Here is a 23,047-nt window from a genome sequence, read left to right on the forward strand (position 1 = left end):
TACCATTCCTAACTTGAAATGAGATATGTTCATTATTTATAACTTGTCCTGGAGCAAAATCAACTCTAAAGTTATCAAATCCGCTAGTAAGTGCAGGCTCAGGAGTTATTCCTCCTGAATATTTTTCTAAATAATCAGGAGGGTTTACATCACCATCATTTCTTTTAATATCTAATGCACTTACTACTTAGCGTTCATTAATAAGAGAATTAGCCGGTAATCTATCGATTAAATCAATATCATTAGGATCATTTGTAGTTAATACGTCTAGAATATCAAAAAATCCTCCAGAATAAGTGTCATAAGGTAACTCACCCCTTGGAGCATCTTTAGCTCTATCTGTTATTGTATGAGAAATAGGTAATAACCATAATAGTTTTTTCTCATAACGTATCTTTCCCCAGTAGACTTCTCTATTAGATTCAAATCTAGATGGATTAGCTTTTAGTTATAAATCAAAAAAGTATTTACTAGATCCTGGTAATATGCCTAAGATTACAAGTTCATATTCTGATGCTATAGCACCAATAAGAGGTGTAACTACTAAATGTAATAAATCACCAAAAAAGTCAGGATTATGATCATCATGTACTTCTAAGAATGGAGCTCTAGGCCCAAAACCATGGTCTACAGCACACTCATTCCCATTACTTATAGCAATATTCCTTGATTGCGTTGGATAACCAATAGCGTCAAGTTCAGACTGCCATTGCTCATTAATAGCTGATATTGGATTACTTAAAATATCAACATAACTATAATTTAATTGTACAGCTGCAGGTGTATCTTGTATTGTTAGCGTTTCTAATGGAGATGCATAAGGAATACTTAAATTATTAAGAGTTAATAATTCTGTGAGACTTATTAGAGTTGGTACGATAACTTCTCCTATACCATAAAGTATTGGTGCATCAACATACTCATCTAAGGCATGACGAGAAAAATATTGAAAACTAAGTGGTGTGTTAGCGCCTTGCATTGGAGAGTCGTGTGCTATAAACAAGCGCACATCATGAGTTTCATTATCTGCCTCCATATCTGCTAAAGCATAACGACCAATAACGCCTCCCATACTTTGTTCTAATAATACATTTGGCTCAGTACTGCCATTGGTTAATTTTTCTTGATTAATAAAATTTAAAACATTTTTTAATACTTCACTATTATCTTTTATATCGGCTGTACCATTTAACTAATCTATATAAATAATATCGTATTCTTGTGATATATCATCCAATAATAAATCACGAAGATCACCAGAATTAAATAAGCTATTTAAAAAATTAGGATCTAATGTTCTATCACCACCTTCTATTTCAGTTGTGGTTAGACTACTAGCATCAAAGCCTTCTGCGATTATAAATGGTCTCATAATAAGTCCTTCACTGCCTGGTGCATAACCAATACGTAATTTTGCACCATTTAAATAAGTTGGAAATGGTGAGTTAGTTGGTCCTGGAATAAATATATTATTTGCAAAACTCATTCTGGCTTGATTGCCACTAGTCTCTACCTCATTAATTTTTACTTTAGTTTGTGAGTATAAAATGTTGCTATTTGTTAACGTTGTTTTAAAAATCCAGTCATAAGTACCATTTGTGCTATAATTAGGTTGTAATGCTTGATCGTATATAACCGTTGTAAGTCCGTTGCCATGGTTAAAGTTAATTTGTATACTTTGTATTTCATTAGCGTTATTAGAATACATTAGATTTAGAGGGAGTATTACATCAAAATTCTTTTTATTATATACACTTATTGGAGTTGTAAAGGCTATAGTTTGCTTAGTTTCATAAGGATTTTGCCATATCCCTTTCTTACTATATTTGTCATAATATTTACCTCTGCGAACAGCAATTTTATTGGTACTTAAAGCATCCTCTTTTAGTTTAGAATATGTATAATACAAACCACTTAGTATAATAGTAGTTTTATCTAGTTGATTATACGCATGTCTTTTTTGTAACCCAATCTTCTGCAATAGTTTCTATTAAAGGAAAATGTTGTGTATTAGGGGTTACTTTTTCCATAAAAAGGGTTTTATAAATATTCCCTAATACTCGAGTATTAACAAAGGTAGAGTCTGTAAGTGTGCCATTATAGGCTTCTACATTGGTAAACTCCATAGCAAAATCTAAAAGCACCTCGTATGGTACAAAGTTTTTATTAAGCCCATTGAAAATAGGATTGATTTGATTTTTCCGTAGCGAGTTGACTTCTTGTTGTGCAAAAGCGTTAAAACAAAGCAATAGTGGGGCTAGAAAAGTAAATTTTCTCATAAATATTAGTTTAATTGGTTAATAAATTATTGTGTAAAAAGTGTATCGAAACGACCTTCTCTTATTTCTACGATTTCTCCTGTGTATGGGTTTTTGAGATCTAACCAAAATATACCAGAAACAATATTATTTTCGAAATCTAGTTTTGTTATTGTTAGTTCTCCAGTGTATTCAATACTTTATAAATACAGCTTGGAATGGGTTATCTTGTCCTGAAAACCCAATACCACCCCAAATATTTCCATCTACATTGTCTAAAAGAATATATGTTGAGCCTTGATTAATAGTTTTATTCTCTGTTCCAAAGTTTATCGATGTCACATCACCCACAATATCTAAACCTTGAATCCCAAAATAATATTTACCATCCACCAATTGATAAAAACAATTAAAATAGCCACCACTAGTATCAATAAAATTTTGACCGTTAACGGTACAGGTAAAAGTGCCTGCTTCAGTTTGTGTTGCTGATGGTAAGGGTTGGTTGTTGTTATCGTCGTCGTTATTACAATTATTCAATAGCAATACTGCTATAAAAAGTAAAATTACTTTTTTCATTTGAGGTTTGATTTGAATAGAAAGTTATAAATTTTTTTTTTAGAAAGAGTGAAAGTGTCGTAAAGTCTATAGAGTTATATCGCACTTTATTAAATTGATAATACAAAAAAGCGCAATTCAAAGACTGAATTGCGCTTTTTCTCCCTAATAAAAATAACTAACTAATAACTAAAAGAAATTTACAAGAATGTTAATTGATATGATTAAAATGGCGCTAAAAATTAAGCCAACAATAAACAGCTTGTTTGTAAGGCTTTGTTTGTTTTTCATTGTTTCCATTATTATATGTTTTTAAACTGTTTACTTAGGTTTTAATAAAGCTCTGAGATTATGAGGAGTCTCAGAGCCTTATATTCCCTAATTAATAGAGTAGTATTAAAAATCCCTATAATCTTAATAACTCTGATGTAAAATTCGTTAATTAAGTCACACCAAACAATACGTAGTTCTACGTATATTTTGATTTTAAAGTGTTAAAGTTTGTGTTTTTAAACATAAAAATCCTGTACATCGAAAAGGCGTATAGCTTTACGATGTTTTATTACAAAATGCAGCTGCTTAACCTTAAGCAAAATTCAGTACGATTTATGTTTTCAGTTAAATAAAAAAAAACTCTAGTTCATGTTGAACTAGAGTTTTTTGATAAATTAAATTCGCCCTATAGAAATTAATAACATCGCAAATGTTTTCATTTAAGCACTAATAGGCTACAGGTGTATAGACCTGTTTTTAATAAAAAACTCTGAATTGATAAACAATCCAGAGTTTAATAACTTAATTCTTCCCTACAAGAATTAATAACTTCACAACTAACAGTGTTAAATTAAAGCGAATAAATACGGAGTTCTGCGTATTTTTTGATTTCAGATTCTTAAATTTTCACTGTTGTGAAACAAAAAAGCTCTAGACCAAAATAGCTCTAGAGCTTTACTCCTTTTTTGCAAAAGGCAATTGATTAATAGCAATGCAAATTTAGATTATTAGGTAATACCAAACAATACGTAGTTATACGTATATTTTGATTTTAAAGTGTTAAAATTTTAATTCTTTTGAATGAATATTAATTACAATAAATGAGGTTAACAGAGTTAATGTTCTGTAAATACAGTAATTGAATGATTATACGCGGTCTTTTAGAATAAAGAGACAGTAGTCTAAAGAAATTTATATTTATGTAAAAAGTCTTTATACTCTTTTGCGAATAGCAGAATGCTATTCGCTTTAGACTCTAATTTGAGCTTATTTCGTATATTACTTTTGTGTTTTTCTACCGTTCTATTAGATATGGACAAGTCTTTTGCAATCTCTTTCGCAGTTTTATTATCTGCGATACCTTTAATTACTTTGATTTCGGAGTCTGTTAAGGTTTTTAATGCCTCAGGCGTTTTCTTAATTTCGATATACTCTATGAGTTCTGGACTAAAATAATGGTATTCTCTTAAAACGCAGGTAATACAATATTCGAGTTCGGCAATAGCAAACTCCTTTAATATGTAGCCATAAATACCTAAAGATTTTGCTTTATTATAAATCTCTTCACTTTTCTCAAAAGTGATAATAATTATTTTGGTATCGAGATTAGCTTCTTTGCATTTTTCAGCAACTTGTAAACCTGTAAGAATAGGCATTTGTATATCTAATATGGCAATATCTGGTTGGTGTGCATTTATTAGTGTGAAGGCTTCTTTACCATTTTTTGCACTTGCCATGACATTAAATCCTTTTTCTAATAAGAAGTCTTTCAGGCCTTTTAAAATAAGCGGATGATCATCTGCTATTATGATTGAAGTTGACATTTTTGCTATTAATAAGGGGATTCAAGTATAAAGATAAGAGAATTTACAATTCTCCTACAATTTTAAATACAAGTATTTTTTTTCATAATCAATAACTGCTTTAGATTTTTTTAGAATGTCTGCTCCAATAATACCATCTACAGGTTTAGCATTATGGGCAGTAAGTGCTGTGTTAACATGAGTAAGATTAAATAAAATTAAGGCAACTTTATTGTTTTTCCATGTTCCAATTTTAACTGTATTTTTTTTAGATACTTTCGTAAGCATATCTATTGCACCAGCTCCAGCTGCTTTAATGGCAGAGTCTTGAGCGATAAGCTTAAATGTTTTAATAGCCTCAAAATCAACACAAGAATTAGATGCGCCAGTATCTAAAATAAACCGTCCTTTCACACCATTTATTGTCGCTTTAATTTCAAAATGATTGGTCTTTGTGAACTTCAATTTGATTTTAGTATAGCCTTTATCTAAAAGGTAGTCTTGTAAAGATTCCATAATGCGGTAATTTCTACAAATATAATCCTATAAATCAAATAATTTTTATGGAACTCATCTTGAGTTTTAGTTTTAAACCGAAAAGTTTGGCTTTTGTACTATAATGAATTTCTTCTTTATCGACATAGCAGCACTACGTTTGTAAAAAAGGATAAAGTTAGAGTGTAAAATGGTAATTTTGCAATGAAACAAAAACTCAAGTCGAGTTCACAATGATAATTACAGATACACATACACATTTATATAGCGAAGCTTTTGATGGCGATAGAAGTCAAATGATAGAACGAGCTCTTTCACAAAACGTTTCTAGGTTTTTTATTCCAGCCATAGATTCTAGTTATACTGAGGCGATGTTACAACTCGAAGTAGATTATCCCGAGCACGTTTATTTGATGATGGGTTTACATCCAACATCTGTAAAAGATAATTATAAAGATGAGTTACAACATGTTGAAGAGTTGTTAGCAAAAAGACATTTTTATGCTGTTGGTGAAATAGGTATTGATCTTTATTGGGACACCTCTTCACTAGCTATTCAACAAGAGTCATTTAGATATCAAATTAATTTGGCTAAACAGTATGGCTTACCAATTGTTATTCATTGTAGAGACGCGTTTGATGAGGTTTTTGAGGTTCTTGAGGAAGCTAAGGATGACAAGCTCTTCGGAATATTTCACTGTTTCACGGGAACTTTGGAGCAAGCACATAAAGCCATATCATATAATATGAAACTAGGTATTGGTGGTGTTGCGACCTTTAAAAACGGAAAAATAGATCAGTTTCTAAAGGCCATTGATTTGAAACATATTGTATTGGAGACAGACGCTCCATATTTAGCACCAAAACCTTATAGAGGAAAGCGTAATGAGAGTAGTTACATTATTAAGGTCGTTGAGAAATTAGCTGAAATTTATAATGTTTCCGAAGAAAAAATTGCCGAAATTACCACAGAAAATTCTAAAGAAATCTTCGGATTATAACTTATGCCAGCAACTCAACCTAATATATTATTGATTTATACAGGAGGTACCATTGGGATGATCAAAGATCCAGAAACTGGTGCTTTAAAATCTTTTGACTTTAATAATCTTCTAAATAATATACCAGAGCTTAAGTTGTTAGATTGCACAATAGAAACAATATCTTTTAAAGATCCTATTGATAGTAGTAATATGAATCCTAAGTATTGGGTTCAAATTGCAGAAATAATTCAACGTAATTATAATGATTTTGATGGTTTCGTAGTGTTACATGGAAGCGATACGATGAGCTACTCTGCTTCTGCATTAAGCTTTATGTTTGAGAACCTTGCAAAACCAATTATATTTACAGGGTCACAATTACCTATTGGAGATTTGAGAACAGATGCTAAAGAGAACTTAATTACCTCAATACAAATGGCATCTTTACAAAAAGGAGGTAGACCAGTTATTAAAGAAGTAGGCTTGTATTTTGAGTATAAGTTGTACCGCGGAAACAGGACCACAAAAATAAACGCTGAACATTTTGAAGCGTTTGAATCTCTAAATTACCCGCATTTAGCAGAATCTGGAGTTCATTTAAAAGTGAAATATGATGATTTGTTTAAACCCAACGCGCGCAAAAAATTAGTAGTACACAAGAATTTTGAAACCGATATATTATTAATTAAGCTATTCCCAGGAATTAGTGAGTCGGTTTTGACACCACTATTTGATAATCATTTTGTGAAGGGAGTTGTTTTAGAAACCTATGGTGCAGGCAATACAACTACAGAGTTGTGGTTTTTAGAGCTGTTAAAAGCGACTATTAAAAGAGACATACCAATTATTAATGTCACACAATGTTCTGGAGGGAGTGTATCAATGGGTCAATATGAAACCAGCACACAATTAAAAACCATAGGTGTTATCTCTGGTAAAGACATTACTACAGAGGCTGCATTAACTAAATTAATGTTTATGTTGGGAGAGAAAGTGTCAATTAAAACATTCAAGACCATTTTTGAAACCTCATTAAGAGGAGAAATGACATAGAAACTCTTAATTCCCTTTTTTTAGTTTGATATGAGTTGTATGTTTGCAAACTCAAAATAGAGAGGTGGCCGAGTGGCTTAAGGCGCACGCTTGGAAAGCGTGTATACTTCACGGTATCGAGGGTTCGAATCCCTTCCTCTCTGCGAAAAGCCTACCAAAAGGCAATAGAAACCCTGTAAGCATTACGTTTATAGGGTTTTTTAGATTTCTACCATGAACTAATTAACCTATAAATACCTTAAATTATAAAATGCGCTATATAAATTGTCAGTATAAAGTAATTGTCACCTTCACCAGTATTTCTGTCTAATAGATGATGTAGTGTTTTTCTGTTAGTAGTAATTTTTACGTCTATAAAAGGTAAGGTTATCGCTTTGTGTTATAGATATACTTAATTAGAAAGTAGCTGTGATTTGAAAAAAGGATATTGAGAAATATTGAATCTATGCATTTTAAATTTAAAGACACTTATTGATGGTAGGATAGGGTTCTGTTAGAAAGGCTTGATTCACCACTATTAACTTTCCATCGCACTTCAATGACTTCATCTGCAGATAAAGTAGTAATCATGGCTTGAAGAAGCACTACCGAACCTAACGAATTAATTGCTCTACTAGAATTGGCGACCTCAATACCATTTTGATAAAGACCGTAAGTGGTAACCGTATTTAAATTAGTCGATGCTGTACCTGCTGGGTATTGTGTCCCAGAATGTGTACCTGCAATGGTCAGGACCCCTAATGCAGTACCAACATCTCCTGTAATAAAAGAGGTTGCAACATCTGTAATCGCACCAGCAGAACTCCACATCGCAAATGTGGAGAGGAAACCTAAGTCAATATAAGAGGTGTCTGACGGTTTTGTAAGAATACAATCAGCAACGATGCTCACCGCTCCTGCTTTTGTAAACATCCTTCCTTCGAGATTTGTAGTTGCTCCCAATGAAATCGCTCCAGAAAGAGAAACTAAGGATCCTTTTAGTTCTGTGCTAGCACCTGTTGAAAGGGCTACGTTAGAAACCCAGAAGATATTATTGGAGCTCGCCCCATTAGTCAAATTTACAATTGTATTAGCTCCTGTAGTAAATGCGCCAGAACCTCTAATAATAAATACAGAATTTGTATCTCCAGCACCATCTAAAGTAAGACTTCCTGCAATCGATGGAGCTCCAGCTAAGTCATAGACTCCTGGAAACAAAATCTCTCCATTACCAAAAACAAGACTGTGCGTTGTGTTGGTGGCCGATATTGCCGTTAGGTCTTGATATATTTTGGCCATATCTATACTGGCTTGGGAAGAACTAAATGTTTGATTAGTTATTTTCTGAGCATTAAATGAAACTTCAAATTTGCCTAAGGGAGGCGAAATGGTCATACCTTGAACCAACGAATTGGTAGTGGATGTGGTACTGATATTATCACCAAAAACAACACAATCTATTTTAGGGTCTTCGTTTCCTTTAATACCTATCCAACTCGGCGTGGAGGGAGTTCCTATATTTAATTGACCATCATTTAATGTTGTGTTATAAATCATTAAGCCTGTTGCTGGAGATGCTATTCCATCTCTCTCTAATGTCGTTAACCTTGGCATTAAAAGTCCTTTACTATTGGACGAAACATCCAAGACAGAAGAAATATCAGGAGTGGTTGTTCCTATACCAACTTGGGCATAAAGACCGCTTGAAGACAATAAAACAAAGGGTATTAAAAAACACTTTAAAGTAGTTTTTATGAGTATTGTTTTTATTTCAATCAAATAATGCCAATTGGTGCGTAATACTATTTTCATGATATCAATTATTTATGACACAAAAATATACTACAATTATAAGTTATTTTCGAATTTTCGATTGATGCACTGCAACTAGCGATGATTAGCGATTTGCTGCCGATGAATAGTTTTTATCTGAAGCATTGGTTCAGGTCGTTTTATTAAAAAAATCAATATACTGGCTGAGAGGTTACTTGGTCATTAATTTATTAAACTAAAACTATTTTGCCGATGCAGCCGTTATTTATGGAAACATTAAACTATCAATATAGGGTCCAAAAATCTGTAAATGAGTTTTTTGCACTCTAAATTGATAGTGGTATATATTTACATTGTCACCAAAATCTTTAATTCAATTCAATTCAATTCAATTCAGTTTTGTTTTTTAAATTATTTGAGAGGTGTTCATGATTTTAAAATTGGCTTTAATAGTTGCCAAATGAAAGGCTAACGGATTGGGTTGATATAAAAACTCACTTGTTTTTAATCTCATACTAATTCTATCTATACTTTTGTATAAATTTAAAATATGCGCAACTGTGTACTGATAGACAAAACCGAATTTATTAGTCTAAAGTATGCGGTAATTAAAATTCAGAGCGAATCAATAATAAGTTTCTATGGTCGAGTGTCGCTTCACCAACATCAACTTTCCAGCGTACTTCAATGACTTCTCCGGCGACTAGTGTAGTAACTTTTGCTTGTAATGATACTACTGAGTTTAGTGAAATAATGGTTCTACTAGAATTAGCTACCTCTGTTCCGTTTTGATAAATACTGTAAGTCGTTGTAGTTTCTTTACTTGATGTTGTCCCAGCAGGATATTCTTCTCCAATATGTGTCGCTGCTATGGCTATAGCACCTAATCCAGTACCAACATCTCCAGTGACCGTAGCGCTTATATCAGCCGAAACTGCACCGCTAGAGGTAAACATTGCAAATGATGAGAGACTCCTTAAGTCAATAGGTGAAATACCCGTAGGGATTGTAAGAATACAGTGTGCTCCTACGCTTAATTCTCCTGCTTTTGTAAATATTCTTCCTTCAATGCTTGTACTCACACCCAATGATACCGCGCCTGCGCGTGAAACCAATGTTCCTTTGAATATTGAGTTCGCGCCTGTAGATATGGGTTTTTCAGATACCCAGAATATATTATTTGAGCTAGCACCATTAGTCAAAGTCACAGTTGTGCCAACTCCCGTGGTAAGTGGACCGGTACTTCTTATGATAAACTCAGAATTTGGGTCTCCACCGCCATCCAATACAAGTGTTCCTGCAATCGATGTTGTTCCAACGAGGTCATACACACCTGGAAGTAAATTCTCTCCATTACCAAAAACAAGAGAGTGAGCTGTATTAGTGGCTGTTATAGACATCAAATCTTGGTATATCAAGTCTGCATCAATGAGACTTTGAATAGTATTAAATGGTTGATCGAAGGCGCTAGTCATATGCTGCCCATTAAATGAAACAGCATAAGTGCCAATTTCAACCGATTTCGTCATGCCTGGCACTAACAAAGTATTAGTCGATATAGTGCTAATATCATCTCCAAAAACGACAGAATCAATCATAGGTTTCTGAGGCCCTTTGATGCCTATCCAATTCGATGTCGAGGGAGTTCCAATGTTTAATTGACCATCATTTAATGTCGTATTATAAATCATTAAGCCCGTAGCTGGCGACACTATTGCGTCCCTTTCTAATGTTGTTAAGCGTGGCATTAAGAGCCCTTTGCTATTAGAGGTGACATCTAGGATAGAAGAAATATCAGGTGTTGTTGTGCCTATACCAACCTGAGCGTAAAGAGTATTTGTAAACAGTATGATAAGTGGTATTGAGAAATATTTTGAAATAATTTTCATAAGTAAGTTTTAATATTTTAGATAGCGCAATGCACATAATAAATGCATTTCGTCTAACTTTTTATACGTTTAATCGATTAAATGTGTAATTATGAATAAAAATGCAACAAAAGGTAAACGTGTTAAAGTGGGATATAGCTACAAAAGAAAACGGACCAAGACCATTGTGTTTTTAAAATTAACAAACAAGTCACTAACTTGAAATGAGATGCTTATTCGTGTCTGTGTAAAAGAGTAAACGAATGGCATAGCTTAATACCTTTTTATTTGTACCTTTCTAATCTTAGTAATAGAGCATTGGTCCTAATGCATTCAAAGCATCTGAAATTATAAACAAAGGCAATAACCTTTTACGAAGCGAATCTACCTAGAGAATTTAGTCCTATCTCTAAACAGGAAAAGGAATAATCATCTAAGTCGATATTGAAGATGTTTTTTACAAGAATAGTAGTCTCTTTTATATCTGTTTCCAGTTTATTGATAACTTTTATATAATGTAATGCATAAATTAATTTTATTAAAGCGATCTTCTGAATCGCTCTTTTATTAGTTTACCAATCTAGATTAGAGATAATTTATTTTCTAGATTACACGAGATTTAGAGCTAATTTGTTTTCTAAAAGGTCTCTGAAGTTTTTCAAACGCTTTTATTTTATCATTAAACAAATATTAGATGTTGGTAATTTTGGACCTGTTTCTAAAGTATTAGTGTGTAATCTTAATTTGATATGTTGATTGTATATAAACAAAGTATTTATACTCTAATAAATACACCGAATTCGTGTTGTTCGTGTTAAAAAAAACACTGCAATAAGTTAAAAGAAGCTCCTGAGGTGTTGCTTTTTAATATTTAAAGCGCTTTTAAATTAGTTTAAATCAATAAGATTGGGTATACTCAAGCTAAAATAAAATATAAATAAAGACGAAATCCGTTTATGAATTTTATTTCAACGGTAATATAAGTAAGAACTATCAATTTACTTGACTAGTATTAAGGGCTAAATAAACTGAAGCTTAATTGTTTGCGAGTTTTAACGTTTCCGTAGAAAGAAACAGATTCATACTAATCAAAAATGGGAATGTACCAACAAACTATAAGTTTTTCATTTTATAGCTAAATAATCCAAAACATTTTATTTAATTTCGTCTTATATTATAAATGTTAATTGATTAAAACAACGTTAAAACGTTACAGTCAATTTGTATTTTTATTTTTTAATTCCATTTTTTTTTTATCTTTAACCCTTTAACTAATAAAATTAAGAACAATCACGATGAAAAGACTTTTTTCAATCTTAGCCATAGTAGGTATCATGGCTTTCGGTACTGTTAATGCAAGTACAAATGCAAACGCAGTTGAGACTGCATCAACAGCAGTTACCACTACATTTCAAGACGATATGGCAGCAGATGCTGACAAATCATTTACTCAAGAGGTAAAAGAACGTTTTATTGAGGGTGGTCCATTTTTTATGGGAATTGTATTATTATGTTTAATTCTAGGTTTAGCGATTGCTATTGAAAGAATTATTTATTTAAATCTTGCAACAACAAATTCTAAGAAATTAACTCAAAATGTAGAGGACGCCCTTAATTCTGGTGGAATTGAAGCAGCTAAGGAAGTTTGTAGAAATACAAAAGGACCTGTTGCATCAATTTTTTATCAAGGCTTGGATCGAGCAGACGAAGATATTGATGCTGCTGAGAAAGCTGTTGTAGCTTATGGTGGTGTTCAAATGGGACAATTAGAGAAAAATGTTTCTTGGATATCTTTATTCATAGCCTTAGCGCCAATGCTTGGTTTCATGGGTACTGTACTTGGTATGATTGATGCTTTTGATAAAATTGAAGCTGCAGGTGATATGAATCCTTCATTAGTGGCAGGTGGTATTAAAGTAGCCTTATTAACGACTGTATTTGGTCTTATTGTTGCTATTATATTACAAATCTTTTATAATTACATTATCTCTAAAATTGATAGTATCGTTAATGATATGGAAGATTCGTCTATTACATTAATAGATTTGTTAGTAAGACACAAGAAATAATAACCTAATTATTAAATCAAACATAACATGAATATTCAAAAAATAGTCAAAATTGTTGCTTTAGTAATAGGTCTAATTGCAGTATTCTTTTTAGTGAGGATAATGATGTTAGGAGATGAGGCTATTAAGACAATTCCTGAAAATCAAGGTATCTTATCTGGATTCGCTAATCTTGCTTATGTAGTCTTAGCAATAACAGCAATTACTGCTATTGTATTTAGTCTGGTTAATTTAGTTAGCCATCCTGATAAACTAAAGAAAGCATTAATGTCTTTAGGCGTTTTTGCTCTTGTATTAGTAGTTGCATGGTTTGCATCTTCTGGACAAGAACGATTACTAAGTGACGGTACAACTTTAACTGCAGGTCAATCTCAAATGATTGAGGCTGGAATCAAGGCATTTTACATCTTAATTTTATTAGCAGCAGGTTTAATGTTGTTTTTTGGAGCTAAGAAGATGCTAAGCAAATAATAATTTAATTATGGCAAAACGATCAGCACCAGAAGTTAATGCAGGTTCTATGGCGGACATAGCATTCCTTCTTCTTATATTTTTCTTAGTAACTACAACGATCCCTAAAGATTCTGGGATCAATCGTAAGCTTCCTCCTATGGAACCGCCTAACGACGATGAAGTTGTTATTAAGCAAAAGAATATTTTTACCGTTTTAATAAATGGTAACGATCAACTATTAGTAGAAGATGAGCTAATGGAGCTCAAGGATTTACGTAAAGCTGCTATTGAGTTTTTAGATAACGGTGGATCAACTGATGCTCAAGGTAATAGTTGTGATTACTGCAAAGGTGCAAGAGATCCTAAGTCATCAGATCATCCTGATAAGGCTATTATTTCTCTAAAGAATGAAAGGGAAACATCTTATGCTACTTATATTTCCGTACAAAATGAATTAGTTGCTGCATATAATGATTTACGTAACATTAGAGCTCTAGAAATAGGATCAAGAAAAGGATTCAGCAACATGGACTTTGTAATGATGGAAAAAAATTATAAGGACACTAATTTCAATGGTAATAAAGAAAAGCTAAAGGCGGTCATAGACCAAATTAGAAAGGAATATCCTGAAAAGCTCTCTGAAGTACAATAAATAAAAACACAAATAACTTATGTCTAAATTTAAAAGTAAAAAAGACAATGCTTTACCGGCGGTAAATACGGCATCATTACCAGATATTGTTTTTATGCTATTGTTTTTCTTTATGGTAGTGACTGTAATGAGAGAAGACACACTCTTAATTGAAAACAGATTGCCGCAAGCAGATCAAGTTGAAAAGCTAGAAAAGAAATATCCTATCAGTTATATTTATGCTGGGAAGCCTGCAAAGGGGTATGAAAAATTTGGTAAAGAAGCTAGGTTACAACTTAATGACAAGTTTGCCGATATTTCGGATATTAGAGCATTTATAAATGCTGAAAGAGCTGGTATTGCGAGAGAAGAATTAGTGGATTTTCTAACAATTTCTCTTAAAGTTGATAGGGATGCTAATATGGGTATCGTTGGAGATATCAAAAAAGAACTTAGAGAGGCAAATGCATTAAAAATTAATTATACGGTTGGTACAGGTAGTGCTTTAGATAATTAATATTTACCCACATTATGTATTATATTTAAAAGCATCCAATTTGGATGCTTTTTTTATGACTTGAAGAGAAATGTTTTAATACGTATTAAGTTATATTTGTATTATGAGGCAACTTATTTTTTTATTTTTCCTAATATTAATGCTTCCTGTTTGGGCACAGAAAGATGAAAAATTCTTTTCTAATAGTAAGGAAAATGATAGTATTAAGGTTTTAGATGACAAATATAGAGAAGATCAATTTTATGTCGCAGTGACTTATAACCTGTTAGGTAATAAGCCAGAAAATGTGTCTCAAAATGGATTCTCAAGCGGGTTTCATTTTGGCTTTATTAGAGATATGCCTCTAAACAAAAAGCGTAATGTAGCTCTTGGAATAGGAGTCGGAGTCTCTAGTAACTCCTACAACCAAACCTTGTTAATTTCTGAAACTAATAACACTTATAATTATACAGTTTTATCAGATGTTTCATTTAGTAAAAATAAGTTTACTACATATTTAGTTGAGTTTCCTTTAGAATTGAGATGGCGAACATCTACGGCTAAAGATTTTGATTTTTGGAGAATATACGCGGGAGTTAAATTCGGCTATGTTATCTATAATACCTCTAAATTTAGAGGTAGCCCTGAGGATATTCTGTTATCCAATATTAGTGACTTTAATAGTTTGCAATATGGTGTAACACTTAGTGCAGGTTATTCTAACGTTAATTTTCATTTCTATTATGCACTTAATACTATTTTTGATACTAATGCTACATTAACGAATAGTGGAGAAAATATAGACATGAATGTTATTAAAATTGGGTTGATTTTTTATATTCTTTAATATTTCAGCTTGATAATAATATCACATCCAGTAATTTAATACTATAACTTGTGGCATCAATCCCACAAGGAAACCAGCGGTGAGTTCAATGGGTGAATGAGCTTTCATGTGAAGCCTTGATGTGGCAATAGCTCCCAAAATGATACACATAAGCGCTATAGTACCGTTAATGTTTATTTTAAAGTGAATTGCTAGAGCCATTGCAAACATAAAAAAACCTGCAGATGCAATCATATGGATACTTGCTTTAAACTTAATGAGTGCTAGTGCAAAACAGGTGATTGTAGATATTAGAATACCTATAAAGAAGAAATATAGTTCTGGGATTTCATTTTTAGGTAATACTCGTATTAAAATAAGAATTATTATAATACTATTTATAAGTAGTGGTATCCTTCGCTCTTTGACTGTTTCGAGATGAAAAGTATCTACTTTATTAATGGTTCTTAATAAGTAAAATAGTAGAATAGGTAATACAATGGTTAAAATTGTAATGGAAAACACTTTGGCTTTCATCACAGATTCTGGAATGAAACGCGGTGTTTTAGAGAAATAGAAGACAACACCAAGTAATGGCATTAGTAAGGGATGGAAAATGTATGATATGCTTTTAAGAAGTTGGTTCATCATATTTTTTTCCTCAATCTAGCCACAGAAATATCCAATTGCTCACGATATTTTGCAACGGTACGTCTAGCAATAGGATAGCCTTTTTCTTTTAAGATTTGAGCTAACTTCTCATCGGTAAGTGGCTTCTTTTTATTTTCTTCTTCTATAACAGTCTCGAGTATTTTTTTGATTTCTCTTGTCGAGACTTCTTCTCCTTGATCGTTAGTCATGGATTCACTAAAGAATTCTTTAATGAGTTTTGTTCCATATGGTGTATCAACATATTTACTATTCGCAACACGAGACACGGTAGAAACATCCATGTCAATCTCATCTGCTATATCTTTTAAAATCATTGGTTTAAGTTTACGCTCATCACCAGATAGGAAATATTCTTTTTGATAGTGCATAATAGAACTCATGGTTACAAAAAGTGTTTGTTGACGCTGTCTGATAGCTTCTATAAACCACTTCGCGGCATCTAATTTTTGTTTGATGAACAAGACCGCATCTTTTTGAGATTTGCTCTTGTCTTTTGCCTCTTTATAGCCTTTCATCATGTTACTATATTCTCTAGACACGTGAAGTTCTGGAGCATTTCTTCCATTTAGAGTAAGATCTAACTCGCCATCCACAATTTTGATTGCAAAATCAGGAACCACATGTTCCACCATTCTATTATTTCCTGCGTAAGAGCCTCCAGGTTTTGGGTTTAAACGTTCAATCTCTTCAATAGCGTCTTTGAGCTGAATTTCAGTAATATCAAACTTTTGAAGTAATTTTTTATAATGCTTTTTCGTAAATTGATCAAATGCTTTGTCAATAATATGGCAAGCCAATTCTACATCTGGATATTTTTCTTTTCTATGCAATTGGATACTTAAACATTCTTGTAGATTTCTAGCGCCAACTCCAGCAGGATCTAATTGATGTACCTTATGAAGCACCGTTTCTATTTTATCTTCTGTAGTAAAAATATTTTGGGTGAATGCTAAATCGTCCATAATATCACTTAGTGTGCGACGTATATAACCACTTTCATCAACACTACCCACTAAAAACTCTGCAATGTCACGTTCTTCGTCATTTAGTCTAAATGTGTTTAATTGGCTGTTTAAGTGTTGTGTAAAGGATGTTCCAGCGGCATAAGGCATTACTTTTTCTTCATCATCGCTGCTATAATTACTTACTTGTGTTCTATAATCTGGAACGTCATCATCACTTAAATACTCGTCAATATTGATATCCTCAGTATTTATTTCTTCATTGTCATTATAGTCGTCTTCAGAATTATCGAACTCATCAAATTGATCCTCATCAGTATCATCCTTTCCAGTATCTAAGGCAGGATTTTCTTCTAATTCTTGCTTAATACGTTGCTCAAATGCTTGCGTAGGCAACTGTATCAACTTCATAAGTTGAATTTGTTGTGGTGACAACTTTTGTGATAATTTAAACTGGAGGTATTGTTTGAGCATGCGTTGTTTAGCTTTAAAGTAAAGTTAACTAAACTATTGATATATGTTTAAAAAAGGTGTCGCTTTTAAGAATAATTTAAAAGAGGCGTGTATCGTTTAGGTTGTTTAAGTAGGAGTACTGGGTATTATAAAAAGATAAGATGTTTTTTCTTCGGAAATAGAAAGACTAGACATTTTGAGAATTAACGATGAGTACTTCACTATTTTAAACAGAAAGACCTGTCAGGTTTTTAAAACTTGACAGGTCTAATAAATTAAATTGCAGTTTTAAAAATCAGCATTTTGAGGTGTTCTAGGGTAAGGTATTACGTCTCTAATATTGCCCATACCAGTAGCAAACATTACTAAACGCTCAAAACCTAATCCAAAACCAGAATGTACTGCCGTACCATATTTTCGTAAATCTAAGTACCACCATAACTCTTCTTCAGAAATATCTAAAGCTTTCATTTTCTCTTTTAAAACATCTAGACGTTCTTCACGCTGTGAACCTCCAACCATTTCTCCAATGCCTGGAAACAAAATATCCATGGCGCGAACGGTCTTTCCATCTTCATTTAAACGCATATAGAAGGCCTTTATATCTGCTGGGTAATCAAACAAAATTACGGGACATTTAAAGTGTTTTTCTACTAAGAAACGTTCATGTTCACTTTGTAAATCTGCTCCCCATTCTTCAATAATATATTTGAATTTCTTTTTCTTATTAGGTTTAGAATTCTTTAATATATCAATTGCTTCGGTATAACTAACACGTTTAAAGTTGTTATCTACAACGAACTTTATTTTATCAATAAGGCTCATTTCAGAGCGTTCTGCTTGAGGTTTTGTTTTGTCTTCATCAAGTAAGCGCTGTTCTAAAAACTCCAAATCTTCACGATTATGTTCTAAAATATAGCTTAAAACAGATTTCATGAAATCTTCTGCCAAATCCATATTACCTGCTAAATCCATAAAAGCAACTTCTGGTTCTATCATCCAGAATTCTGATAAGTGACGCGAGGTGTTAGAGTTTTCGGCTCTAAAAGTTGGTCCAAACGTGTAAACTTTTCCCAAAGACATAGCAAATGTTTCTGCTTCTAACTGACCAGAAACGGTTAGATTTGTCTCTTTTCCGAAAAAATCTTTTTTGTAGTCAATATTTCCGTGGTCATCTAAAGGCGGGTTTTTAGCATCTAATGAGCTCACTCTAAATGTTTCACCAGCACCTTCGGCATCACTTGCTGTGATAATTGGTGTATGCATATAGTAAAAGCCATTGTCGTTAAAATACTTATGAACCGCAAATGATAATGTCGAACGTAAACGCATTATAGCACTAAACGTATTAGTACGTGTGCGTAAATGGGCGTTTTCACGTAAGAATTCCAAAGTGTGTTTTTTAGGCTGAATAGGATACTCTTCAGGATCAGAATCACCAAGAATTTCAATAGATGTGACTTGTATTTCTACGGTTTGACCTTTTCCTTGGCTTTCTACCAATTCACCTTTTATATGAACTGCAGCACCAGTTGTAATGCGCTTTAAAGTTGCGTCGTCTGTGTTTTCAAAATCTACTACACATTGTATATTATTTATGGTAGAACCGTCATTTAATGCAATGAAGCGGTTAGATCTAAATCCTCTTACCCAACCCTTAATTTCTAAAGGTTGAAACGTAATGTCTTGGGTCAATAATTGTGAAACTGTGTAGCTCATTATTTTGAAATTTTATGCAAATATAAATGTTTATGAATTTCTAGTGTCTTTAGGGTCATCATCCTCAACAGGAATAATATTTATGGAGGGTTCACGCATGACTTCCTTATTTGCAATACTGCGCTCTAAGGATAATAATAACGAAGGAAGCAGTAATAAATTAGACAACATTGCAAACAATAACGTTGCAGAAACTAATGCACCTAAAGCTACTGTGCCTCCAAAACTTGATGTTGTAAATACAATAAAACCAAAAAACAATACAATGGATGTATAGAACATACTTACGCCTGTTTCCCGTAATGCAGCATATACCGATTTTCGTATTTTCCAGTGGTTAGCTTGAAGTTCTTGACGGTATTTTGCTAGGAAATGAATAGTATCATCCACAGAAATACCAAAGGCAATACTAAAGACTAAAATAGTAGATGGTTTTATAGGAACTCCTAAATATCCCATTAAACCAGCTGTGATTACTAATGGTAATAGGTTAGGGATTAACGAAACGATTATCATTCTAAACGACCTAAACATATAAGCCATGAATAGCGAGATTAAAAAGATGGCTAATGATAAAGAGATTGCAAGGTTTTTTACCAAGTATTTTGTGCCCTTCTGAAAGACTAAAGCTTTACCAGTCATTGTCACATTATAACGATTTTCTGGCTGGAATACTTTATTTATTTTATTCTGAAGGTCTTCTTCTATACGTTCCATTTTGTCTGTACCAATATCCTTCATGTACGTGGTTATACGAGCATATTGGCCAGTGCTGTCTACGAAATTTTCAAGTAAGTTAGCCTCTGACGACGAATTTTTTGCATACGATAAAATGAAACTATTCTCTTGGCTTGTAGGTAATTGATAAAATTTAGGATTACCATTATAGTAGGCTTGCTTGCTGTATTTCACTAAGCTTACCACAGAGATGGGACGAGACAGTTCAGGAATGTCATCAATAAGATTTTCGAGTTCCTCCATCTTTTTGAGTGTACTCAATTTCATGACACCTTTTTTGCGTTTGGTATCCACCATAATTTCTAATGGCATAATCCCATCAAACTCTTCTTCAAAAAACCGAATATCTTTAAAAAAGGCTTCTTCTTTTGGCATATCTTCAATAAGGCTGCCAGAAATTTTTATTTGATAAATTCCAATTATACTTCCTATAATAAGAATTAATGAGGTCGCGTAGATTGCAATTTGTTGTTCACGAACCATGCGTACGGTCCAATCGACAAAACCACCAATCCATTTTTTATTTAGATGTTCTAAATGCCTTTCCTGTGGATAAGGTAAAAACGTATATATGATTGGAATTACTAAGAGACATAATATAAAAATAGCAAGAATACTAAGCGATGCAACGATTCCGAACTCTTTTAGAAGGGTGCTTTCTGTTAAAATAAAAGTTGCAAAACCAGAAGCTGTTGTCACATTTGTCATCAATGTAGCATTCCCTACTTTAGTAATAACGCGTTGTAATGATTTCACCTTATTACCATGAAGCTTTACTTCGTGCTGGTATTTATTGATAAGGAAGATACAATTTGGAATACCAATAACAATGATCAGTGGTGGGATTAAAGCGGTAAGCACAGTAATTTCATAATTGAGTAACCCTATGATTCCAAAGGTCCACATGACACCTATACAAACAACAATAAGCGAAATAAAAGTGGCTCTAAATGATCTAAAGAACAAAAAGAAGATTAATGAGGTGACTCCAAGTGCTAAGCCTATAAAGAGCCCGATTTCATCAACAATATTCTGTGCGTTTAATGTTCTAATGTAAGGCATTCCTGAAACCCTAACATCTAAATTATTTGCAGTTTCAAAATCTTCAACCTTAGGTATAAAGGTTTCCATTATAAAGTCTTTTCTAGCAGACGTATTTACAATGTCTTTTTTGATGTAGATGGCAGTTCTAATAGTTCTCGTTTTAGTATTAAACAAGAAATTATCATAAAACGGATACTGCTTAAATAACTCGTCCTGCAGTTTGTTAATTTGTTCAATAGAGGTCACAGAATCCTTAATAAAAGGGACTAAATCAAATTTTTCGGCCTCCTTATTTTTAATGAGCTTTTTAAGGTCGTTAAGAGATACTACAGTTTCAACTTCGTCAAAAGCTTTTAAATCTTCAGATAGTTTGTTCCAGGCATTTAATTTTTCTACAGTAAACAATGTAGAATCTTTTACACCAAGAAGAATTAGATTTCCTTCTTCACCAAAAATATTTAGGAACTCATTATAAGTCACATTGACCTCATGGTCATCTGGTAGTAGATTGGCTTCAGTGTATGAAAAGCGCATGTTTTTCCATTGGGAACTGAAGAAAATGGTCGCCAAAATTATGGCAATTAGAATACCAATCTTGTTGCGTAGAATTAATCGCGCAATAATGGCCCAGAAATTTTTAGAAAATAGTTTAAACATGTGTGTATTAAAACAAAAACAAAGTTAGAAAAAACCAAGGGATAAGGCTATTGAACTTGTTTAAACTTTTTTGATAAAAGTCAAAAAGAGGTGTTTTATTTAAAGATGATGTGTTTTTTAGCTTTATAGCGACATCACTAGAGAAACAAATGATAAAAAAGTAGAATAAAAACGACTTTTTAGCTAATTGAAAAAAGGTTCTTTGAGACCATTAAATTAATGAGATGATGTCTTATTACAAATTGACATTAAACGTAAACTTGGCAGCAATATTATCTGCAAGAGAAGGTAGGTGGTAACCACCATAGCGATAAGCAAAGCTTAAACCAAAACCAAACAGTAATCTATTGATTTCAAAACCAGCTTCAGAGTAGCCTTTTGATAATGTTCCAAATTCGATATTTTGATGGCGATCTATATTTTGCATGTTACCTATAGCCATTCTAGAAATCAGTACCAATTGAGGTCTATAACGCTCAGTAATTTTAAAAGGTTTTACGAAATGTTTAAGCTGAAGTGTGGTAAACCTATCTGAGAAAAACTCATTAAAGTACATCGTCTCAAAACTATTGATACCAGCGACCGAAAATCGTTGGAGGATGGTTTCTTTAGTAATATTATTTGGATAGGCATGATACAAATGCGTTAGCGGTGTTTTACCTGTTGCAATTCCAGTTGTCAAAGTAGCTTCTGTAAACGATTGCTCATTATGGATGAATCTATGTACGGTTCTAAAATCTGTTTTAAAGAAATTAAAGTCACCGGTGATCTTATTTTTAAAACTCTGAGATACTTGTAATGTGAATTGTGGATAGCCTTCTTTGGCTTCGGAAACACCTTTTTCATTTACATCGTTGCTGTTAAAAGGATTCCATTGTAAAGATATTTTTGCACTGGTAATATCAAAACTTCTAAATGACCTGTCATCTACATTGAACGTATAGTCATAAGTAGGTTGTATTTTGCTAGTTGCAAATTCTAATTCAGACAATAAGTTTTCTGAAAATTTATGCTCTATCGATAACGCTTTACTAATATGTTTATGAAATAAATCGATATTCAATAATCGTGGTTCAAAAAACGAAAAGAATCTTTTGTCTGTTAGAAACGTGGAGCTTCCTGTTTCTTGTAAATCATCGGTATAAGATAAATTTATCCAAGTGTCTGTAGATTCACTGACTCTAAACCCACCTCCAATTTTATATTTAAAACGATGGTCTTTAAATCCATAAACGACGTAACTATTTATTCTGTATTGTTTTGAAAATTCATCATTAGTTATGCCGCCAAGTCCCGTTCTTACACCTTCATATTGGTTAAATTTTATAAGGTATCTCAAGTCGATATCTATAAATTTAGTAGGAAAAAAACCATTACCTAACTGTTTAATGAATTCCTTTTTACTCAGTGAATCATTATTAATATTAGCAGAATCATTTTCTGCTTTTGGGGCTTGAGAATATAGTGCACAAGTACAGAGCGTAAATATAATTAAGCAAATAGCCTTGTGCATTTAGTTGTAAATAAATTGTATTAATAAAAAAAACGACATGGAGTTAGTCGC

22 protein-coding genes and 1 tRNA gene are annotated in these 23,047 nt (G+C 32.7%); 8 read left to right on the forward strand and 15 right to left on the reverse strand.

Annotated elements, in window-relative coordinates:
- Positions 1–448: 448 nt before the first annotated feature.
- The 7 genes from H593_RS0106170 to H593_RS0106195 all read right to left on the reverse strand — a co-directional run bounded on the left by H593_RS0106170 (position 449) and on the right by H593_RS0106195 (position 5,128).
- Positions 449–1,072: a hypothetical protein gene (locus H593_RS0106170; protein WP_028871645.1), complete on the reverse strand. Its 624-nt coding sequence runs from the start codon at positions 1,070–1,072 to the stop codon at positions 449–451.
- A 120-nt stretch (positions 1,073–1,192) separates the two neighbouring features.
- Positions 1,193–1,981, reverse strand: coding sequence for a hypothetical protein (locus tag H593_RS0106175; protein WP_028871646.1), 789 nt, complete (start codon positions 1,979–1,981; stop codon positions 1,193–1,195).
- On the reverse strand, positions 1,944–2,279 hold the full coding sequence (locus H593_RS0106180; protein ID WP_028871647.1) for a hypothetical protein: 336 nt from the start codon (positions 2,277–2,279) through the stop codon (positions 1,944–1,946). Before H593_RS0106180 ends, H593_RS0106175 begins: the two co-directional genes overlap by 38 nt.
- Before the next feature lie 26 nt (positions 2,280–2,305).
- A complete protein-coding gene (locus H593_RS21645; protein ID WP_483826399.1) occupies positions 2,306–2,455 on the reverse strand; it encodes a Riean_0653 family protein in 150 nt (49 codons plus the stop codon).
- Positions 2,451–2,837 carry a Riean_0653 family protein gene (locus H593_RS0106185; RefSeq protein WP_028871648.1) on the reverse strand — a complete coding sequence of 129 codons (387 nt, stop codon included), beginning with the start codon at positions 2,835–2,837 and terminating at the stop codon, positions 2,451–2,453. Before H593_RS0106185 ends, H593_RS21645 begins: the two co-directional genes overlap by 5 nt.
- 1,154 nt (positions 2,838–3,991) lie before the next feature.
- Complete coding sequence (locus tag H593_RS0106190) at positions 3,992–4,633, reverse strand: response regulator (RefSeq protein WP_028871649.1); 642 nt, start codon at positions 4,631–4,633, stop codon at positions 3,992–3,994.
- Positions 4,634–4,687: 54 nt separating this feature from the next.
- Complete coding sequence (locus H593_RS0106195; RefSeq protein ID WP_028871650.1) at positions 4,688–5,128, reverse strand: retropepsin-like aspartic protease; 441 nt, start codon at positions 5,126–5,128, stop codon at positions 4,688–4,690.
- 212 nt (positions 5,129–5,340) lie between these two features.
- On the opposite strand from H593_RS0106195, the gene H593_RS0106200 reads away from it, so the two are divergent.
- From H593_RS0106200 to H593_RS0106210, 3 genes are all read left to right on the forward strand, one after another.
- The gene (locus tag H593_RS0106200) at positions 5,341–6,108 is read left to right on the forward strand and encodes a TatD family hydrolase (protein WP_028871651.1); all 768 of its coding nucleotides are present in this window, start codon (positions 5,341–5,343) and stop codon (positions 6,106–6,108) included.
- 3 nt (positions 6,109–6,111) lie between these two features.
- Entirely contained in the window at positions 6,112–7,143 is a 1,032-nt protein-coding gene (locus H593_RS0106205; RefSeq protein WP_028871652.1) for an asparaginase, read from the forward strand.
- A gap of 58 nt (positions 7,144–7,201) precedes the next feature.
- Positions 7,202–7,286, forward strand: a tRNA-Ser gene (locus H593_RS0106210).
- 325 nt (positions 7,287–7,611) lie between these two features.
- Here the strand turns inward: H593_RS0106210 and H593_RS18590 are convergent.
- The 3 genes from H593_RS18590 to H593_RS21580 all read right to left on the reverse strand — a co-directional run bounded on the left by H593_RS18590 (position 7,612) and on the right by H593_RS21580 (position 11,320).
- The gene (locus H593_RS18590) at positions 7,612–8,934 is read right to left on the reverse strand and encodes an ice-binding family protein (RefSeq protein ID WP_051229636.1); all 1,323 of its coding nucleotides are present in this window, start codon (positions 8,932–8,934) and stop codon (positions 7,612–7,614) included.
- Between the two features lie 569 nt (positions 8,935–9,503).
- On the reverse strand, positions 9,504–10,784 hold the full coding sequence (locus H593_RS0106220) for an ice-binding family protein (protein ID WP_028871653.1): 1,281 nt from the start codon (positions 10,782–10,784) through the stop codon (positions 9,504–9,506).
- 350 nt (positions 10,785–11,134) lie between these two features.
- The gene (locus H593_RS21580; protein ID WP_084142283.1) at positions 11,135–11,320 is read right to left on the reverse strand and encodes an RteC domain-containing protein; all 186 of its coding nucleotides are present in this window, start codon (positions 11,318–11,320) and stop codon (positions 11,135–11,137) included.
- A gap of 738 nt (positions 11,321–12,058) precedes the next feature.
- On the opposite strand from H593_RS21580, the gene H593_RS0106230 reads away from it, so the two are divergent.
- The 5 genes from H593_RS0106230 to H593_RS0106250 all read left to right on the forward strand — a co-directional run bounded on the left by H593_RS0106230 (position 12,059) and on the right by H593_RS0106250 (position 15,259).
- Positions 12,059–12,832 (forward strand): MotA/TolQ/ExbB proton channel family protein, encoded by a 774-nt coding sequence (locus H593_RS0106230; protein WP_028871654.1) that lies wholly within the window; start codon positions 12,059–12,061, stop codon positions 12,830–12,832.
- 27 nt (positions 12,833–12,859) lie between these two features.
- A complete protein-coding gene (locus tag H593_RS0106235; RefSeq protein WP_028871655.1) occupies positions 12,860–13,303 on the forward strand; it encodes a hypothetical protein in 444 nt (147 codons plus the stop codon).
- A 10-nt stretch (positions 13,304–13,313) separates the two neighbouring features.
- Positions 13,314–13,937 (forward strand): ExbD/TolR family protein, encoded by a 624-nt coding sequence (locus tag H593_RS0106240; protein WP_028871656.1) that lies wholly within the window; start codon positions 13,314–13,316, stop codon positions 13,935–13,937.
- Between the two features lie 19 nt (positions 13,938–13,956).
- Positions 13,957–14,433, forward strand: a complete 477-nt coding sequence (locus tag H593_RS0106245; protein ID WP_028871657.1) for an ExbD/TolR family protein — start codon at positions 13,957–13,959, stop codon at positions 14,431–14,433.
- Positions 14,434–14,536: 103 nt separating this feature from the next.
- Positions 14,537–15,259, forward strand: a complete 723-nt coding sequence (locus H593_RS0106250) for a porin family protein (protein WP_028871658.1) — start codon at positions 14,537–14,539, stop codon at positions 15,257–15,259.
- A 21-nt stretch (positions 15,260–15,280) separates the two neighbouring features.
- Here the strand turns inward: H593_RS0106250 and H593_RS0106255 are convergent, their stop codons facing one another.
- From H593_RS0106255 to H593_RS0106275, 5 genes are all read right to left on the reverse strand, one after another.
- The gene (locus H593_RS0106255; protein ID WP_084142281.1) at positions 15,281–15,889 is read right to left on the reverse strand and encodes a hypothetical protein; all 609 of its coding nucleotides are present in this window, start codon (positions 15,887–15,889) and stop codon (positions 15,281–15,283) included.
- Entirely contained in the window at positions 15,886–17,346 is a 1,461-nt protein-coding gene (gene rpoN, locus H593_RS0106260) for an RNA polymerase factor sigma-54 (protein ID WP_028871660.1), read from the reverse strand. The genes H593_RS0106255 and rpoN overlap by 4 nt, the downstream gene beginning before the upstream one ends.
- 267 nt (positions 17,347–17,613) lie before the next feature.
- Complete coding sequence (gene asnS, locus H593_RS0106265) at positions 17,614–19,044, reverse strand: asparagine--tRNA ligase (protein ID WP_147231515.1); 1,431 nt, start codon at positions 19,042–19,044, stop codon at positions 17,614–17,616.
- Positions 19,045–19,074: 30 nt separating this feature from the next.
- On the reverse strand, positions 19,075–21,483 hold the full coding sequence (locus H593_RS0106270; RefSeq protein ID WP_028871662.1) for an efflux RND transporter permease subunit: 2,409 nt from the start codon (positions 21,481–21,483) through the stop codon (positions 19,075–19,077).
- A gap of 235 nt (positions 21,484–21,718) precedes the next feature.
- Positions 21,719–22,996 carry a hypothetical protein gene (locus tag H593_RS0106275; RefSeq protein WP_037051642.1) on the reverse strand — a complete coding sequence of 426 codons (1,278 nt, stop codon included), beginning with the start codon at positions 22,994–22,996 and terminating at the stop codon, positions 21,719–21,721.
- Positions 22,997–23,047: the final 51 nt, after the last annotated feature.

Origin of the sequence: Psychroserpens burtonensis DSM 12212 (assembly GCF_000425305.1) — a bacterium.
Taxonomy (GTDB): Bacteria; Bacteroidota; Bacteroidia; order Flavobacteriales; family Flavobacteriaceae; genus Psychroserpens; species Psychroserpens burtonensis.